Raw genomic sequence first — 17250 nt, 5'->3', positions numbered from 1 at the left:
GGCCTGCCTCAAGCCGCCGCCGCGTCGACGACGGTCTGCACCGGGTGGCGGCGCAGCACGGCCTCCACCACCCTGGGCTGGTCGATTGGAACGAAGACACGAGGCGTAAAGGCGATGATCTCGACGAAGCATCCGAGCGCCACCAGAGCGTCGCGATCGGTCCGCCCGCCCACCACCTCGATCCGCCAGCGGTCCATGACGCGCGCCCGCCTGAGCCAGAGCCCGCCCTCCAGCGAGAGCTGGACGCTGCGATCCAGGAGGGTTGCGGCGGTCTTGGCGCCGTCGGTCCAGGCGTCGCCAATCTCCGTCAGGCCAAGCGTGGCTTTCAGCGCCTGGGCCTGGACCGCGTCCAGCACCCGGCCAAGCCAGCGACGTCCATCCGGAGCGCGCACCCTGCGGACAGAGCAGCCCCGGGTCGGCAGCCGACCCCAGATCGGCAGTAACAGTCCCGTCGCCAAGGTCAGTTCACGCGTCCGCCAGGGATCTGTTCCCGCGACCTCTGCGTCCCACACAGGGCGCCAGTCGGCGTTCGTCGCCGGCTTCCACGCCGACTCCCTGAACGCCTGCTCCGGCATCGTCTGGCGGTGATCCGGTCGGACCAGGCGCACGGCGGCGACCAGCCGGTCCTGGTCCGTAGCGGTTGTCAGGCCCAGTTCCGCGATCGCCGCCCGCCCGGACTTCTCGTTGATGACCAGTTGGTGAGCGATGTCGTCGGCCCAGGCCAGCGCGTCGCCAGACAGCAGGATCTCGCGACGAACCTTGAGCGAGAAGGTCACCAGCGCGGTCTCGGCGCCCGTGGAAACATCGGTCCGGATGACCTCCTGGTCCAGAACTTCGAGCTCCTCGGCCTCGATGTCCTCCAGGCCCCGATCCAGATCGCCTGAGGCGGCGGCGTGCTCGAGAATGCCCGAGAGGATGCGATCGAAGTCCTCGAACAGGGCGTTCTGGTCGCAGATGCGCAGGGCGAGGAGCCGGTTCAGAAAGGTATGGATCGGCGGCAGATCGTCAGAGGGCTTCAATCCACCATCGGCGTCGAGGAGTTTCATTCCGGTCTTTTCCATGAAGGTCTCGAGCGTCATGGACGCCAGTTCCCCGAAGGCGAGCGCACCGTAGAAGACGAGAAGGGCACGGCGGGCCCAGGGGCTTTCCAGATTGTCCTCGGCGCGGAACAGGCCGGCTCCGGCAGTGCGGCGCTCGCCCCGCGTCAGGGCGCCCAGGGAGTCCAGGCGCCGGGCGATGGTGGAGGTGAACCGCTTCTCGCCCTGGATATCGGTGGTGACGGGCCGGAACAGGGGCGCCGACGCCTGGTGCGTGCGATGGCTGCGCCCCAGGCCTTGGATGGCGGCGTCGGCGCGCCATCCGGGCTCGACCAGATAGTGGACACGATGCTGCTGGTTCGCCGCCGACAGGTCCGAGTGATAGCTGCGTCCGGTCCCCCCGGCGTCGGAGAAGACCAGCACGCGCTTGCGGGCGCCCATGAAGGCGTCGGTCTCGGCGCGGGCGGCGGAGGCGCCGCGCCGCTCGACCACGCGACGCCCATCGCGCACGACGACCCGACGTGATCGTCCAGTGATCTCGGCGACCGCATCTGTGCCGAAGGCCTCCAGCAGGGCGTCGAGCACGCCAGGCACGGCGGGCAGACAAGCCATCTGTTCAATCAAGGCCTCGCGCCGGGCCAGGGCCTCCTGGCTGACGGCGGGTCGGCCTTCGTTCATGACAGGGACCATGGTCACCGCGCCATCCTCACCCTCGATCGCTTCCATCAGGTGGATCGGAAAGGCCTCGCGCAGATAGTCGAGGACGTATTCGCGCGGGGTCAGGTCGATCGAGAGATTGTTCCATTCCTCGGGCGGGATGGACGCCAGGCGGCGCTCCATCACGGCCTCATTGGTCGAGACGATCTGAACCACGGACGAACGGTCGTTGGCGAAATCATCCCGGATAGAGGCCACCAGACTGGGGGCCTTCAGCCCGGCCAGCAGATGGCCGAAGAAGCGTAGCTTGGCGCCCTCGAAAGCGGAGTGGACCGCCGAGGCGGCCTGACCGCTCTTCGCCTTGCCTTCCTCGTCATTGAGGCCTGTGGCTTTCAGCGCCTCGGCGAGGTTGGCGTGAATGAGTTGGAAGGCATCGGCCCAAGCATCCCAGATGGCGATATCGTCGGACGTCAGCAGATGGACGAGGGGTTCATATTCAACCCCCTCGAACGACAGGCTGCGCGCCACATAGAGGCCCAGCGCCTTGAGCTCACGCGCGACCAGCTCCATGGCCGCCACCCCGCCCCGGTCCATGGCGTCCAGGAAGTCCGCCCTGGACATGAAGGGCGCCTCCGGCCCGCCCCACAGGCCCAGACGGGCGGCATAGGCGAGGTTTTCGGCGGTCGTGGCTCCCGTGGCCGAGACATAGAGGATCCGAGCGTTGGGCAACCGGTTCTGCAGGGCCAGGCCCGCCATCCCCTGCATCGAGGCCTTCTTGGCGCCCCGCGCGCCCTTGCCGCCGCCGGCGGCATTGGCCATGGCGTGGGCCTCGTCGAAGGCGATGACGCCGTCAAAGTCGGCGCCCAGCCAGGCGACGATCTGATCCAGTCGAGATTGGCGACCGCCCCGCGCCGGCTGGCGCAGGGTGGCGTAGGTCGTGAACAAGACGCCATGGTCGAGACGAATGGCGTCGCCCTGTTTCCAACTGGAAAGCGGCACGATGTCGTGGGCCCCGCCGCCGATGGCGATCCAGTCGCGCCGGGCGTCTTCCAGCAGGGCGTCGTTCCGCGACAACCACAAGGCCCGCACCCGGCCCTGACTCATATTGTCGGCGATGACGGCGGCGATCTGACGCCCCTTGCCGCACCCCGTGCCGTCGCCAAGGAAGAAGCCGCGCCGCAACTGGACGGCGTCCTCGCAGTCCTCGGGGACGAGCGCCATCTGATGCGGCGCCTCGTCGAGCCGCCACCACCCGGGCAGATGAGCCGCATGGGCCTCTCCGGCGTAGATGACGGTCTCGGTCTGGGCGTCGGATATCCGCGCCGCGTCCCGCACCGTAGGCGGCAACACGGGTCGATAGGTGGGCGCGGGCGGCGCGACCGAGGCCATGGGACCGGATTCGACCAGGGGAGACGGATGCGGCCGGGCGTCGGGCAGGACGATGCGCGCCAGAGCATGGGCCTGGTAGAGGCCGACATCCCGCCCCTCCCCGCCCCAAGACCGGACGTCATAGGCCAAGGGCGCCGCGCCACTGAGGAAGGCCAGACGGCCGGACGGCAGAGCGAGCCCCCGCTCACGCGGCGCCAACAGGGCGTCCAGAGACACCTGTATGCGCGGGCGGGGCCTGACGCCGACCCGGGACGGCAAGGCCGCGATGATCTTCGCCGCGGCCTCCAGGTCGTCCGCGCTCACAAGCGGCGCAGGGTCCGCTCCGGCGAGGGTTCGGTCGACGACCAGAAGGCCTGTCTCCACCGAGGTTCCATGTTTGGCGAAAGAACCCGACGGCAGGGCGATCCGGCCCACCACCACGCCGACTTCGCTGAGGCGATGAAGCAGGCCGGCATGGGTCAAGGCGGTCAGCGGCACGATCGCCGCCAGACGACCATTATCCGCCAGCGCCTTCAGGCTCGCCCCAAGATGGTCGGCGATATCCGAGAACGGCGGATTGGAGACGACGACGTCGAAGGCGCCCGCGCCGACGGACAGGTCGTGAATATGGCGTCCGTCATGACGCGTCCGTTCCGCCGCCGGGAACAGGCCGTCCAGCAGGTCGGCCCGACCCGGCGCGATCTCGTTCAGCGCCAGCACCCCGCCGCAGGCATCGGCGACCGCGGCGAGAAGGCCCGTTCCGGCCGAAGGCTCCAGCACCCGGTCGCCGGGCCGGACCTGGGCGGCCAGGACAACCAGTGCAGCCAGTTGAGGCGGCGTCGAGAACTGGTCGAGCGCTATCTGTTCCTCGCTTCGGCGCGTGTGGGTCAGGCCAAGCGCCGAAACAGCCGCCAGAAGAGCGGAGATCTCGGCAGGGGCGTCCTCCAGACGTCCGACCTGGGGCGCGAGCCTGCGGATCTGCAGCACGGTCGCCGCCTCGATCGCATCATAGGCGTCGCGCCAGGTCCAGGCGCCCTCGGCGTCGGACGCGCCGAAGGCGGTGGTCATGACCGCGGCGACCAGACGTCGGTCGAGAGAACGGGATCGCGCCAGATGCGCCGCCAGCGCCCGGGCGGCGGCGAGGACATTGGCGGCTGTGTCCGCGGCGGATGGATCGCCGAACAGGGACAGGGTACGGGTCGAGGACATGGGCGAGGCTCCGACGCCTAGAGCGGAGGGCGCCTCCCTCTCGGTCCTCCAGGCTCGCCTCGCCTCGCCCTTCCTTCGCCTTCGGATACCTGGGTCTCAAAACAACAAACGCCGCCCCGGCAGAAACCGGAGCGGCGTGTCAGACCTGCGGATGATCAGGCTGCGGCGGGATCAAGAGCCGCTTCGCCCGCCGGGGTGACGACAAAGACCCCGGGTCCATCATCATCGACGTCATCGAAGGCGGGCGGGTCCCCGTCATCGACCACCCCGTCTTCGCCCTCGCCTCCATCCCCTTCGCTCTCGGGCGACGCCGTCCACGACAGACTGGCGGGCGCCCAGGTCCGAGCGGCGGCCTGTTCCACCACCCAGTCGACCAATTCACCCTTCTTAAGCGTCCTGGCGCGCTCGTCTTCGGATCCCATTATCTCGAGCATGCCCATCAGCAGCCCCTTGGAATGGGGCTGGAGGAAGGGCGCGTCGGGCGTCCAGTGCAGGGTGATGTCCGCGTTGCACAGCGCGGCCAGCTCGGCCGCCTCGGCGCGGGCGCTACGGCGAATCTGGACGGTGCGCTCCTCGCGGACATCCAGGCTGATGGCGGTCAACTCGGCCAGCAGCCCCATCTTCTCGCCGTGCGGCAGGGCGTGAATCCAGGCGATGACGGTTTCGCCCGAGGCCTGCCAGGCCGCCCTGCGGTCATCGAGGCGCTGGCGCACCTCCCCGTCCAGAGCCTCAATCACCCGGCCGCCCGTCGGATTGAAGCCGGTGGCGAGGATGGCCAAGGCCGAATCCGAGCGCGCGATGGACGCGCCCCGCACCAGGACGTTGAACAGGCGCGCGATCAAGGCGGTTAGCGCAGCACCCGGGTCGTCAGCCAGCGCCCGGATCAGGCCCCGTGTCGCCACATCGGTCCGCACGGCATGCAGGACGTGATTGACGCCCTCCGTGTCAGGCTCCGGAGCCTCGACCTCGGGCGGAACATAGGCCGGCGACGCTGCGACGCGAGGCGCCGTACCGGTTTGGTCGACCTCATCCGCCGCCTCGATCTCAGGCTCTTCCGGCGTGTAACAGCAAACATCAACGCCCGTGCCGGCGGCCGGCCACATCACCATCGTCGTCACGGCGCGTCCGCCACACCCCGTCTGGTCGGAGGTCACCCTGGCGCGGATCATGGCGATGATCGCGGCGTCGACGACCTCGGGGTCGGAGGCCTCAGCCAGGGTCTGGCGCGCCGCCTCCGTCCGTTCGTTGAACACCTCGCGCTGGGCGCGGTAGCGGGCCATCTCTTCTGTCGGCAACCGGCCGCCGTAGACATAGCCGAGCGCCTCCAGGCCCCCCGGTAGTTCAGGCTCGGGGCCAGCAGTGACATGGACCGCGATCCCCTCCGCCTCAAAGACGGCGGCGATGCTGCGCGCGCGCTTCATCCAGATCGCTGTGAGGATGTCCGGATCGAGCAGGACCGGCGCCAGTTCGCCGAAGAGATCAACCTCGGTTCTGCCTCCAGCCTCTCCATAGGCCGCCTGATCAACCAGGGCGCAACGCCGATCCAGGGTCGTGACCCGGCTGTCGTCCAGACGTTCTGTGATCCGCCAGTCCTGGAAACCATGGCCGTCGAGCGCCGCCTGGGCGAGTTCGGCCTGCTCGGCCTTGTCCGGCAGGCGGGTCAGCAGCTTCGCCTGTTTCAGCGTCATGCGTCCGGCCTTGAGCGCGACGAGGGCCGCCGAAGGCAGGTCGGCCAGGGCCCCCAGCCGCTTGATGTCGATTTCGGCGTAGCCGAGGGCGCGGGCGATCGAGGAGACCGTCAGCTTTGACTTCAGCATCCGGCCGATGGCGGCGATGATGTCGGCCACATGGACCGGCAGGGCCGTGTTGGTGAGCAGGACCGCCGCCGCCTGGCGGGCGGGATCGGTCTCGACACAGACTGTGACGGGGTAGTCTTCATCGAGGTCGCCAGCGTCAAGCAGAAGTCCCAGGGCCAGACGGCGGCGACGGCCGTCGAGCGCCATCCAGGCTTCTTCCTTTTTGCCGCGTCCCGGACGGACGGTCAGGCGCTGGAGCTGGCCTGCCGCCTTCAATGTGGCCGCGAGTGTCGGGATGTCATCGTCCGGCGGCTCGTTGAAGCGCAGGTTCTCGCGGGCGATGCCGATGTCGCCCAGACGGACGGTGCGTTCGTCGCGCTCGACGACGACGGCGGGGGTGATGACGGGAACAAGATCGGTCATGAAGCTTCTCCTGCCGGGCGACCGGGCCCATCCCCGCCGCTCCGGCGCCCCTCAGCCCCCTCGCTCCTCCCTTTGCGACCTCCCGTCGGCCGCCGCCTCGTTCCAGTCCCCAAACGGCAAGTCAGGGAGCCGGATGCACGCGCTCAGTCCGGCCGCCGACAGCCGCCGTCGCAGACGCTCCGCCGCGCCCTGGCCGACGGTGCCCCGGTCGGCGGCGATCAGAACGCGCCGCACCCCGCCGGGCGGCGTCCATGCCGCGAGGTTACCGGCGGACATCAGCGCCCAGCCGGGAAGACTGAAGCGCTCCATTGCCGACAGGGTGGTGATCACGCCTTCGGCGACCAGCATCTCGGATGCGGCCGACGCCAGGCGCACGGCGGCGCCCGCGGGAACAAGCCCGACGGTCTTGCGCGATAGGCGCAGGCCGACCGCGCGACGCCCATTGGGATCGAGATAGGTCAATTCGACGGCCGTAAGGTCCCCGCCGGGGGCCCGAACCCCGACTGTCAGCGCGGGTCGTGTCGTCGATTGCTGGCGGTAGACCGATATCGGCGCGCAGGCGTGATGGCGCAGGTCGCTGATCCCCCCAGGGTCGCTCAACACCCTCCTTCCCTTGAGATACGCCAGGCTCAGAGTCGCCGGCGTGATCGCCCCCGCCCCCTCCCAGAGATCGCGCGCGGTTCTGACGCGACACGTCCGATCCGGCGTGGCGACAGGTGCGCCGCCATCGCCCGCGACGCGCCCGTCGGCGTCGATCAGGCCCCGCTCACGCAGCATCCGAAGCGCCGCGCGCCAATCCGCACCCCCGAAGCCATGGACGACGAGACGTCCATGGCTCAGCAGCAGCGAGATCGACCGGTCGCGCCGGCTGTGGCCCGGCGCCGGAATATTGGCGCGCGCGCCGCCCTGGTAGAGGTCCCCGCCAAGGGCCCGGACAATCGCATGCAGGGTCATGACCGCCTCACATCAGGCCGAGGGATTTGAAGCTGGTGGTCGCGTCGCGCCCCACGACCAGGTGATCGTGGACCTCCAGGCCAAAGACCCCGGCGGCGTCGATGATCTTGCGCGTCATCTCGATGTCTGGTCGGGACGGCGTCGGATCCCCCGACGGGTGATTGTGCACAAGGATCAGGGCTGAAGCTGACAGTTCGAGCGCTCGGCGAATGACTTCCCGCGGATAGACAGGCGCATGGTCCACGGTCCCGTGGGCGACGAATTCGTCGCGCAGCAAGGCGTTTCGCTTATCCAGGAACAGGGCGCGAAACTGTTCTCGGGGTTCATGGGCCAGCGCGACACGGACATAGGCCAGAAGCGCCGTCCAGGATGAGATAGAAGTCCGCTCACCCACTTCCGACCGGACCAGCCGGACGCAGAGCTGTCGCAACAGTTTCAGGTCCACAACAGCGCTAGCGGCCATGCCCGGCGTGCGCGCCAGCTCGGAGGCGTCCGCAGCGACGACGGCCGCAAGCGCGCCGAACCGATCCAACAACGCCCCTGCGACGCGGTCGGGGTCCTTCGACGACGAGATCCGCATGAGCATGACCCCCAGGAGGGTCCGTTCATCCATCATTTCGAAGGTCGGCGGATCGAGCTCGGGCGAGTTGGAAGGGGCCGGTCTAGGGATGGGTCGCATGGCGAGCTCCTCTGTCGCTATCCGCTTCCGCTCGGGAAGCCGACCCAATCCCGCCTTCCTTTTACCTTTCGTCATGGAGCCCGACCGGCTGCGCGCTCCCACAGGCCCTGATCGACTGCAGCAGGCGACGCCATCACGAAATCCCTCCCGGGCCGGCCAGCTCCAAATCGAGACGCCATTCACGGAACCACGATTGACGAACCATGTCGCAAGGACTAGCCAAGCGCGTTCCACGCTAGCTGGTCGATCGGCAGTCTGTCCGGGCGCACAATTCGGGCTTGGCCGCGCGCTCGGCGAGTACAAGCTCCGGGGCTCGTCCCACATCCATCGTCCTGCTGCCGTCGAGGCCCCCTTGGCTATCCCTGATTTACGCGCGAGGCGCGCCCTTGCCATGATCGTATGTGGGGCCTGCTTCCTAGTGTTCCTCTCATGGCTGTCCTGGGCCATCGCCATCGCCCCGCCTCGTGTGCCGGATCGCCAAGGCGTCGTTCACCTGGACACGGATTACGAGTCGGTTCGACCTGGCTGCCGTCCAGCCGAACTCGAGCGGATTCAGAAGCCGGACCTGAGACTCGCAAAGACCAACCTTTGCGCCGCGGACGCAGAACGCCATCGGATCGACAGGGAGGCCCTGAATCAAGCGTCGCGCACGACAGACGCCGCCGAAGAAGGCGTCCGGCTGACGTTTCAGCAGACTCGGATCGCCTTCTTCCAGGCCATCTTCAGCGTGTTCGCTCTGGTCTTCACCGGTTGGGCGGCTTGGGCGGCGAGCCGCGCCGGGAGGGCGGCCGAGAAAGCGGTTTCACATGCAGATGAAGTCATGCGGAACGATCTGCGCGCCTATGTTCATGTGGAGCGCGCGGAAGTGACCTGGGGTGCAAAGGGCGCCAGACCCGTCATCACCCTCTTCGCCAAGAACACTGGCCAAACGCCGGCCCGCTGGTTCGGCGCCTCCACAAAAGTCCTGACGACAGACGACTCCGGCGACAGGACATTTGATTTGTCCGCGGTAGACCTCTCGGACCGCCCCATGATCCAATGGTCAGCCCTTGGCGGTCAGGGTGCCGAGCTCAGCTTCTACGGCGTCAAGGAGGCTGACTATGCAGCGCTGCGCGACGCGTTCGACAATAACAAGATCCTCAATGTCGTCGGTCGGGTCCGCTACGAAACCCTTTTTGGCGAAATTTATGAAACCGAGTTCTGGTTCAGGCGGCGTCCGCCGCATCGGCCTAAGTTCCGGCAACCAGAGGGCGCAGCCTCCGGCATAGCCACCTTTGGCGTCGCCAAGGAAACCGCCCAAACCTTGCAAAGAGCCCCGGTGGCCCTCTCAAGCTACAAACGGTTGAGTACGTAGAATCGCATATCGACTATTTCTCCGGGGTCCGAACCGGCGGCGATCAACGATCACCGCCGGTTCGAGGTGAGCTGACCTCAGAACCAGGCCTTGATCCCGACGACCAGACGCGTCGCATCCACGTCGTCACCGCGCGCCTTGGCGTAGTCGGCGGTGTCGCCGAACGAGCGGCTCCACTCGACCCCGACATAGGGGGCGAACTCCTTGCGGATTTCGTAGCGCAGACGCAGCCCCGCCGTGACCGAGGTCAGGCCCGAACCGATCTCCAGCTCGGGAATGTCGCTGGCCGAGAAGGCTGCCTCGATCGCGGGCTGCAGGATCCATCTCTGGGTGATGCGCTGGTCGTACTCCGCCTCGGCGCGGGCGGTCAGGTCGCCCTCGGTCGACAGGAAGGCGGCGGCGCTCATCTCGAACCAGTAGGGCGCCACGCCCTGAACCCCGACCGTCAGGTGGGTGGTGTCGTCGCCGTCTGGTCGGAAGTCCTGCCGCACCCCGGCCTGAACGTCCCAGAAGGGCGCGACGGCGCGACTGTAGAGGGCCTGAACCTCGGCGTCGTGCAGCTTGCCGTCGAAGGCGCCCTCGCCCTCGGTCTTCCACCAGAAGCGGTTGATGTCGCCGCCGGTCCAGCCCTGCGCGTTCCAGCTGTAGCCTTCCTCGCCGTCGCCGAAGCTGGCCTCGATGGAGTCGATCAGCACCGCCGTGGTGCGCACGTCGCCGTTCTCGACCAGCAGCTGCTTTCTCGACGCCGCCATGACGGCCGGGTCGAACAGCAGGTCCGCCGCATGGGCGGGCGCAGCGCGGGCGGCGGCGGGCGGCGGCGTCTCGACCATGCGGCCGCCGACGGCGTCCACGCTGGTCGGGATGTTGGGCGCGCCGCCCGCCATGGCCGACATGTCATGCCCTGCGTGAGGATCAGCCGCGGCCGCCGGGGCAGCACCCATGTTGTGACCCGCATGGGGATCGGCGGCGGGTGCCTGCATGGCGCTCATATCGTGACCAGCGTGGGGATCAGCCGCCGGAGCCATGGTGTGACCGGCATGAGGGTCGGCGGCGGGGGCCGTCTGCATACCGCTCATGTCATGCCCGGCATGCGGGTCGGTCGCAGCCGCCGGAGCGGCGCCCATGTCATGACCCGCGTGGGGGTCTGCCGCCGGCTTGTCATGCATGGGGCAGTCGTGGGCCGCGCCCTGCTCTGCGCATTTCGGGCAGGCACAGGTCTTGGTTGTCGGTTGCTGCGTCGTCGCTGGAACCGTCGCAGCAGCCGAGCCCATGTCGTGACCCGCATGAGGATCGGCGGCAGGCGTCGTCTGCATCCCGCTCATGTCATGGCCGGCATGCGGGTCAGCGGCAGACGCCGGAGCCGGGGCCGCCTGCATACCACTCATGTCGTGGCCCGCGTGCGGGTCGGCGACAGGCGCCTGGGCCAGCGGCGTAGCGCGGCGCGGCTGAGGCGCGGCAGCACGCGGCTTGGGCTTGGGCGCCGGGCGGGCTTGCGGCGGACGCGCTGGAGAAGGACGGGCGGGCGCAGCATGGGCACCGTGACCGCCATGGCCCCCGTGGCTCTGGGCGACGGCGGAACCGGCGGCCAGCATCAGGGGCAGAACCGCGACGGCGGCGAACAGGGCGCGGCTCATCGGGCGGCTCCTTCCAGCGGACGAACCGTGACGACGTTGAACATCCCCGCATGCATGTGCATCAGCAGGTGGCAGTGGAAGGCCCAGTCGCCGGGCGCATCGGCGGTCAGGTCGAAGGTCACTTTCGAGCCCGGGGCCACATTGACGGTGTGCTTCAGCGGCTGATGCCCGTCGTGGCCGTTGACCAGCTGGAAGAAGTGGCCGTGCAGGTGGATGGGGTGGGCCATCATGGTGTCGTTGACCAGGGTGACGCGCACCCGCTCGTTCAGCTCGAAACGGATCGGCTCGACCAGCTCCGAGAACTTGCGCCCGTCAAAGCCCCACATGAACCGTTCCATATTGCCGGTCAGGTGGATTTCCATCGAGCGCGACGGCGGGCGCGAGTCCTTGTTCGGCTCCAGTGAGCGCAGGTCGGTATAGACCAGCACCCGGTGATCGACGTCCTGTAGACCCTGCGGCCGCTCGCCCAGACGGTTGGCGGGCATAGGCGCGATGGCGTCCACCCCGACGCCGACCGCCATGTCGGCGGGGGCCTTGTTCGGGTCGCGCATGCTCATGGCGCCGTGATCCATCGGCGCGGCGGCGCCTGTGGCCCCGGCGGCGGCGGCCCCCGCTGCTCCATGAGCCGAGTGATCCATCCCGGCCATCGAGCCGTGATCCATGCCGGCCATGCCGGCCATCCCGCCCATCCCCATGTCGGCCATGGTCAGGTTCGGCACCTTGCGCAGCGGCGGAACCTCGGCGGTCATGCCCATACGCGGGGCCAGGGTCGCGCGGCCCATGCCCGAACGGTCGATGGCCTCGGAGACGATGGTATAGGCCCGGTCCTCGGTCGGACGGACGATGACGTCATAGGTCTCGGCGACCGAGATCTGGAACTCGTCGGTCTCTACCGGGCGGACGTGCTCGCCGTCGGCCTGAACCACGGTCATGGCCAGACCGGGGATACGGACGTTGAAGATCGACATGGCCGAGGCGTTGATGACGCGCAGACGCACCCGCTCGCCGGGGCGGAACAGGCCGGTCCAGTTCTCCTGCGGGCCGTGGCCGTTGATCAGATAGGTATAGGTCGTGCCGTTGACGTCGAGGATGTCGCGCGGATCCATCCGCATCCCGCCCCACATCCGGCGCTCGGCCAGATCCATCCCGTCCGACCCGTCCAGCAGGCCCGCCAGCGTGGTCTTCTGCATGTTGAAGTAGCCGGGGCTCTTCTTCAGTTTGGCCAGGATTTCGTGCGGATGCAGGAAGCTCCAGTCCGACAGAACCAGGACGTGCTCGCGGTCATAACCGACCGGGTCCACGCCCGCCGGGTCGATGACGATGGGGCCGTAGTGGCCCATGGCCTCCTGCAGGCCCGAATGGCTGTGATACCAGTAGGTGCCCGACTGTTTGAGCGGGAACTCATAGACAAAGGTCTCGCGCGGCTTGATGCCGGGGAAGCTGACGCCCGGCACGCCGTCCATCTGGAACGGCAACAGCAGGCCGTGCCAGTGGATCGAGGTGTCCTCGTCCAGATGGTTGGTCACCGAAAGACGCACATTCTGGCCCTCGCGCATCCGCAGCAGGGGAGCGGGCAACAGGCCGTTGATCATGAAGGCGTGGCCCGTGCGTCCGCCGACGGTAAAGCTGGCGTCTCCGACGGTCAGGTCGATGTTGGGTCCCGTCAGCGTCGGCAGATCGGCGCGCAGACCAGGGGACCCCGTTTGGGCCCAGGCCGGCATCAGGCCGGAGAGGCCCAGTAATCCGCCGCTGGCGGCGGCGCCCCGCAACAGGGATCTGCGATCGAGAGCCATGCTCGACATATGATGGATCATCCTTCTTGAATGCGGCTCGCCGCCGACGACTTCGAAGCGAGCTTCACTGGGTACTACGCACCCGCTAGCCGTTTCCCCTTGCGACAGGTCGCCACACAAGCGTGCGCGGGCCAGTAAGCGGCCAAGAGGTCGCATTTCAGGCGAAGTGGCGGCAAATCCTTCCAAAGAGACGTCGCGCTTATCTGGCGTCGAGCCGCGTCAGGATCACCTGCATCCAGACGACCTCATCGTCCTGCGCCCGCACGATCTGGTCGCACAGGACCAGGATATCCCGATCGCGCATCGAGGCCTGCTCGCACGCCAGCATCGCGCCGGAATGGTGGGGGATCATGGAGCGGAGGAACTCCCTGGCGCCCACCCCCGCCTGGTCCGCATGCCGACGAAAGCCAGGTCGAACACTGCGGCGGCCTCGCCGACGATCACCAGATTCAGCTAACGCGACGGATACATGGATCCCATGAACCAGAGCGTGAGGATCGCCATGGGCGTGACCAACTCGATCCCGAATGAGCGGTATTGCCCCTTGTTCACGGCGCGCCTCCTGCCTGTCGACTATCCGGATCCCTCGGCGCCCGGCGCATGAAGGTCGCTCAGCCACCCAACCCGAAAAATCATGGTTCCGGCCGTTGACCTTCCCATAAGGGGAAGGATTAGAACCGACAGGCGTCAAATGTTGTAAGGTCCGCCCATGTCCGCTCACGGCCCCGGAGTTACCGATCTACAGGTGCTCCACATTCCCAAGATCCGCTGCGGCGGCTGCGTCGCCGGCGTCGAGAAGGCCATTTATTCCGTCGACGCCTCGGCCCAGATCACCGCCGACATCGAGGCCCGCCGCGTCGAGGTGACGACCAGCGCCGACCCTAGAACCCTAATGGCCGCGCTTGCAGACGCCGGCTATCCGGCCGAGGCTGCCTGATCATGAACAAGCTCAAGCTTTCCGCTCTCGCCGCCGGCGTCGCCATCCTGGGCGGCGCGGGCTTCCTCCTGAACGGCCTGCCCACCGTGGCCCAGGCCTCGGACATGACCGTCTACAAGAGCGATTCCTGCGGCTGCTGCGGCGGCTGGGTCGAGCATATGCGCAAGGCCGGCTACGCCATCCGCGTCGTTCCGACCGACGACCTGGCCCCGGTGAAGACCCGCCTCGGCGTGCCCGAGTCCCTGTGGGCCTGCCACACGGCCGTCGTCGACGGCAAGGTGATCGAGGGCCACGTCCCCGCCGCCGCCGTCAACGCCTTCCTCAAGGCCCCCGGAGCCTCGCGCGGCATCGGCGTGGGCGGCATGCCGACCGGCTCGCCCGGCATGGAGGCCCCCGGCTACGCCCCCGAACGCTATGACGTCATGCGCTTTGGCAGCGGCGCCCCCGCCCCCTTCATGACCTTTGAAGGCGCGAACCCGGTTCGTCGCTAAAAGCACAAGGCCCCGTCAGCTCGCGCCCAAAGCTTGTCGACGGGGCCTTTTCATATCCTCAGTCGCTGACCGGTTCGCCGCCCGGGCGACACGGCGATGACCTGCAACGCGGTGGAACTGGCCTATGTCGCCGAACGCATCGCCCTCCTCCGCGACATTCGACCGCGAGGCCTGCAAAGCCCGACTGGCCCAACGGCAACAAGACGCGACATCCAATGTGTAGGCGGCTCGCTGCGGTCAGGGACGAGAACGACAGCTCGACCGCAGCCAGACCTATTTCGAGGGCGTTCGCAGGTATTTCACCAACGCCGCGATCCCTAGCACAGCCAGCACGACGGCGAGGAGCCATTGGAGGCCCATCGCCAGCATCATCATGCCGCCCATGCCGCTCATCATATTCATGCCGTTCATCATTGTGCGCGTCCTGACATTCAATTCGCAATCCCAGGCGAGCGTAAGGGTTCCAAGACCCCCGGGTCCGGTTTGGGAGCCGGTGAGCATTTGAGTCGGCATGCAAGTTCGCTGATTGGCCAAGTCGACCTATTTTTTGCGGTTCGCGCCGAAGTCGGTGTCGTTGTCACGCTTCGGAGCGTCCGTCTTCCGCCGGCGGCGCGCCTTCATGATCATGGGCGCCACGCAGCAGATAAACAGCAACATAGCGACGATGGTTATGACGAAGTTCTGATCCATGACAGGCTCCTAGACAGATCTTCCTCCCGACCTGGGTGATGCGACCCACCGCACCAGCGAACCCCATGCCGCACGCCTTGGAATGAACATCGGGGTCTGGCTGCAGTATCGCCTGTAGGCTTCGCCGTACTGGCTGAGCAGTTGTCGTTCCTCGCTCCTGGCGAGCCATGCGTAGGCGATGACAATCACCGGAAAGGCCGCGAGAGAGAAGATGGTGGGCCAGTGGATCACCCCTTCGCCCAGAATCGCCAGGAAAAGTCCGGTGTATTGCGGGTGCCGCATATAGGCGTATGCGCCCTGCGTAACGAGCCGGCCTTCCCTCGCCCCCGAATGCAGTTGCCGCCAGGCGATTATGACCAGCATGAGCCCGAAGGCCGCCACGCCGTATCCCACGACCATCGACACGTACATGATCTCGGGAATACCGGTCAGGTAGACCCACAGATTTCCGCGCCAAAGCCCACTTCCCGCGTCGAGACCGAAGACGCGGGTGATCACGTAGAGCGTGAGCGGAAACCCGTACATCTCGGCGTAGAAGGCCATGAGGAAGGCTTGCAGGACGCCGGCGCGCGTCCATTCTCGCCATGTCCGGGGGGCCAGATAGCGGTAGAGAATCCAGGAGATGACGGCGATCGATATCGCCGCTGCTCCCCAATAGGTGCGGTCATGCATCAGCATGCCTTCCTGCTCAGGCCCGCTCAGCCGCCAGCTCGCGCCAGATCGCTAATGGTTAGCTTCAGGAACCCGTCCAAGGCGCCATCGTTCCGCTGACCGCCCCTTGCAGACATCGCGGTCCAACGGCAGCGACCGGCCCAATTGCGGCGCCGCCAGAACCGTCGATTCTCGAGGACGGGCTCGCGCCTCACGTCGTATCCAGAGGACGCGCTTTGCGCCGCACGATAGTGTCGGAGCACGGAATCCGTGACGACGCTCGGGTTTGACGGACCCTTCGACGGCAGGAGGAAGGTTGATGATCGGTCGAGGCTTGCGAGCGGTCCCGCGCGGCGTCTGGGCCCTGGGGTTCGTATCCATGTTCATGGACATCTCCTCGGAGATGATTCACAGCCTGCTGCCCATCTTCCTTGTCACCACCCTGGGCGCCAGCGTCGCCCTGGTCGGCGTGGTCGAGGGCGTATCCGAAGCCGGCGCGTCCATCACCAAGGTCTTCTCGGGCTGGCTCAGCGACCGGCTGGGCAAACGGAAACTTCTGGCCGTTCTCGGCTATGGTCTCGGCGCCGTGTCCAAGCCTTTCTTTCCCCTGGCCGTGACGCCGTTCGAGGTGCTGGGCGCCCGTTTCGTCGATCGGATCGGCAAGGGTCTGAGAGGCGCGCCGCGTGATGCGCTCGTCGCCGACATCACGGAGCCCGGGAACCGGGGCGCTGCGTTCGGGCTTCGTCAGTCGCTGGACACGATCGGCGCCTTCATGGGTCCCATGATCGCCATCCTGCTCATGCTGGCCCTGGCAGGCGACATTCGGGCCGTGTTCGCCTGGGCCGTCGTCCCCGCCGTCATCGCGGTGCTTCTGCTCGTTCTCGGCGTCGAGGAACCGAAGAAGCATGGCGAAGCCAGGACCGCGCGCGCGCCCATCCGATGGAGCGAGGTCAAGGCCATGGGACGGCCCTTCTGGTCGATCGTCGCTGTCGGCGTCGTGTTCACCATGGCCCGGTTCAGCGAAGCCTTCCTGGTCCTGAGGGCTCAGGACGTCGGCCTCGCCATCGCCCTGGTTCCAGCGGTGATGATCGTGATGAACGTGGTCTACGCTGCTGTCGCAGCGCCTGTCGGAGCCTTGTCCGACCATCTCGATCGGAGAATCCTGCTGGCCTTGGGGCTGGGCGTTCTGGTGCTGGCCGACATCGTCCTGGCCTTCGCCCCCTCGATCGGGGGCGTGCTGATCGGGGTGGTCCTCTGGGGGCTCCATATGGGCATGACTCAAGGTCTGCTGGCCGCCTTGATCGCCGACACGGCCCCCGCTCGATTGCGGGGAACCGCCTTCGGCGTCTTCAATCTCGCGACCGGCGCCGCCTTGCTGGCGGCGAGCACCCTGGCGGGCGGGCTCTGGTCTCTGGCGGGACCGCAAGCCGCCTTTCTATCAGGCGCCGCCTTCAGCATCGTCGCCATGATCGGCTTGGCGCTGCTTTATATGCGAGGGAGACCGGGCAAGCCTAACGCCCGCGGATAGGCATCAATCCAGGTCGCTCGTCTCATCACAAAAGAACGACCAGGCATGG

At 67.3% G+C, this 17250-nt stretch carries 15 protein-coding genes; 5 read left to right on the top strand and 10 right to left on the bottom strand.

The window, feature by feature from the left end:
* Positions 1-8: 8 nt before the first annotated feature.
* The 4 genes from AC3IS2_RS06410 to radC form a co-directional block, all read right to left on the bottom strand.
* Positions 9-4271: a strawberry notch-like NTP hydrolase domain-containing protein gene (locus AC3IS2_RS06410; protein WP_489199815.1), complete on the bottom strand. Its 4263-nt coding sequence runs from the start codon at positions 4269-4271 to the stop codon at positions 9-11.
* Between the two features lie 155 nt (positions 4272-4426).
* The gene (locus AC3IS2_RS06405) at positions 4427-6490 is read right to left on the bottom strand and encodes a ParB/RepB/Spo0J family partition protein (RefSeq protein WP_489199814.1); all 2064 of its coding nucleotides are present in this window, start codon (positions 6488-6490) and stop codon (positions 4427-4429) included.
* A gap of 51 nt (positions 6491-6541) precedes the next feature.
* Entirely contained in the window at positions 6542-7444 is a 903-nt protein-coding gene (locus tag AC3IS2_RS06400) for a toprim domain-containing protein (RefSeq protein WP_489199813.1), read from the bottom strand.
* Between the two features lie 7 nt (positions 7445-7451).
* On the bottom strand, positions 7452-8123 hold the full coding sequence (radC, locus tag AC3IS2_RS06395) for a RadC family protein (protein ID WP_489199812.1): 672 nt from the start codon (positions 8121-8123) through the stop codon (positions 7452-7454).
* Positions 8124-8475: 352 nt separating this feature from the next.
* Here radC and AC3IS2_RS06390 point away from each other — a divergent pair, with 352 nt between their 5' ends.
* Complete coding sequence (locus AC3IS2_RS06390) at positions 8476-9477, top strand: hypothetical protein (protein ID WP_489199811.1); 1002 nt, start codon at positions 8476-8478, stop codon at positions 9475-9477.
* 77 nt (positions 9478-9554) lie between these two features.
* Here the strand turns inward: AC3IS2_RS06390 and AC3IS2_RS06385 are convergent, their stop codons facing one another.
* From AC3IS2_RS06385 to AC3IS2_RS06375, 3 genes are all read right to left on the bottom strand, one after another.
* Complete coding sequence (locus AC3IS2_RS06385) at positions 9555-11111, bottom strand: copper resistance protein B (RefSeq protein ID WP_489199810.1); 1557 nt, start codon at positions 11109-11111, stop codon at positions 9555-9557.
* Positions 11108-12904, bottom strand: a complete 1797-nt coding sequence (locus AC3IS2_RS06380) for a copper resistance system multicopper oxidase (RefSeq protein ID WP_489199809.1) — start codon at positions 12902-12904, stop codon at positions 11108-11110. Before AC3IS2_RS06380 ends, AC3IS2_RS06385 begins: the two co-directional genes overlap by 4 nt.
* A 199-nt stretch (positions 12905-13103) precedes the next feature.
* A complete protein-coding gene (locus AC3IS2_RS06375; RefSeq protein ID WP_489200109.1) occupies positions 13104-13232 on the bottom strand; it encodes a hypothetical protein in 129 nt (42 codons plus the stop codon).
* Positions 13233-13382: 150 nt separating this feature from the next.
* Here AC3IS2_RS06375 and AC3IS2_RS06370 point away from each other — a divergent pair, with 150 nt between their 5' ends.
* The 3 genes from AC3IS2_RS06370 (at position 13383) to AC3IS2_RS06360 (ending at position 14332) form a co-directional block, all read left to right on the top strand.
* Positions 13383-13508, top strand: coding sequence for a hypothetical protein (locus AC3IS2_RS06370; protein WP_489199808.1), 126 nt, complete (start codon positions 13383-13385; stop codon positions 13506-13508).
* Between the two features lie 141 nt (positions 13509-13649).
* Positions 13650-13841, top strand: coding sequence for a heavy-metal-associated domain-containing protein (locus tag AC3IS2_RS06365; protein WP_489199807.1), 192 nt, complete (start codon positions 13650-13652; stop codon positions 13839-13841).
* Between the two features lie 2 nt (positions 13842-13843).
* Positions 13844-14332: a DUF411 domain-containing protein gene (locus AC3IS2_RS06360; protein ID WP_489199806.1), complete on the top strand. Its 489-nt coding sequence runs from the start codon at positions 13844-13846 to the stop codon at positions 14330-14332.
* Positions 14333-14605: 273 nt separating this feature from the next.
* Here AC3IS2_RS06360 and AC3IS2_RS06355 read toward each other — a convergent pair whose 3' ends face one another.
* From AC3IS2_RS06355 to AC3IS2_RS06345, 3 genes are all read right to left on the bottom strand, one after another.
* Complete coding sequence (locus tag AC3IS2_RS06355; protein ID WP_489199805.1) at positions 14606-14746, bottom strand: hypothetical protein; 141 nt, start codon at positions 14744-14746, stop codon at positions 14606-14608.
* A gap of 126 nt (positions 14747-14872) precedes the next feature.
* Positions 14873-15022 (bottom strand): hypothetical protein, encoded by a 150-nt coding sequence (locus AC3IS2_RS06350; RefSeq protein ID WP_489199804.1) that lies wholly within the window; start codon positions 15020-15022, stop codon positions 14873-14875.
* Between the two features lie 9 nt (positions 15023-15031).
* Positions 15032-15700, bottom strand: coding sequence for a methyltransferase family protein (locus AC3IS2_RS06345; protein WP_489199803.1), 669 nt, complete (start codon positions 15698-15700; stop codon positions 15032-15034).
* Positions 15701-15992: 292 nt separating this feature from the next.
* Here AC3IS2_RS06345 and AC3IS2_RS06340 point away from each other — a divergent pair, with 292 nt between their 5' ends.
* Entirely contained in the window at positions 15993-17201 is a 1209-nt protein-coding gene (locus AC3IS2_RS06340; RefSeq protein WP_489199802.1) for an MFS transporter, read from the top strand.
* The last annotated feature ends 49 nt before the right edge of the window (positions 17202-17250 follow it).

This window comes from Brevundimonas sp. KH_025, assembly GCF_057839885.1.
Note: the sequence above shows the minus strand (reverse complement) of the source record. Positions and strands in the feature narration are given on the sequence as shown.

Coding starts and splice junctions, on each gene's coding strand:
- AC3IS2_RS06410 (WP_489199815.1), bottom strand. CDS start 4,271: ATGTCCTCGACCCGTACCCTGTCCCTGTTCGGCGATCCATCCGCCGCG.
- AC3IS2_RS06405 (WP_489199814.1), bottom strand. CDS start 6,490: ATGACCGATCTTGTTCCCGTCATCACCCCCGCCGTCGTCGTCGAGCGC.
- AC3IS2_RS06400 (WP_489199813.1), bottom strand. CDS start 7,444: ATGACCCTGCATGCGATTGTCCGGGCCCTTGGCGGGGACCTCTACCAG.
- radC (WP_489199812.1), bottom strand. CDS start 8,123: ATGCGACCCATCCCTAGACCGGCCCCTTCCAACTCGCCCGAGCTCGAT.
- AC3IS2_RS06385 (WP_489199810.1), bottom strand. CDS start 11,111: ATGAGCCGCGCCCTGTTCGCCGCCGTCGCGGTTCTGCCCCTGATGCTG.
- AC3IS2_RS06380 (WP_489199809.1), bottom strand. CDS start 12,904: ATGGCTCTCGATCGCAGATCCCTGTTGCGGGGCGCCGCCGCCAGCGGC.
- AC3IS2_RS06375 (WP_489200109.1), bottom strand. CDS start 13,232: ATGCTGGCGTGCGAGCAGGCCTCGATGCGCGATCGGGATATCCTGGTC.
- AC3IS2_RS06370 (WP_489199808.1), top strand. CDS start 13,383: ATGAACCAGAGCGTGAGGATCGCCATGGGCGTGACCAACTCGATCCCG.
- AC3IS2_RS06360 (WP_489199806.1), top strand. CDS start 13,844: ATGAACAAGCTCAAGCTTTCCGCTCTCGCCGCCGGCGTCGCCATCCTG.
- AC3IS2_RS06355 (WP_489199805.1), bottom strand. CDS start 14,746: ATGATGAACGGCATGAATATGATGAGCGGCATGGGCGGCATGATGATG.
- AC3IS2_RS06350 (WP_489199804.1), bottom strand. CDS start 15,022: ATGGATCAGAACTTCGTCATAACCATCGTCGCTATGTTGCTGTTTATC.
- AC3IS2_RS06345 (WP_489199803.1), bottom strand. CDS start 15,700: ATGCTGATGCATGACCGCACCTATTGGGGAGCAGCGGCGATATCGATC.
- AC3IS2_RS06340 (WP_489199802.1), top strand. CDS start 15,993: ATGATCGGTCGAGGCTTGCGAGCGGTCCCGCGCGGCGTCTGGGCCCTG.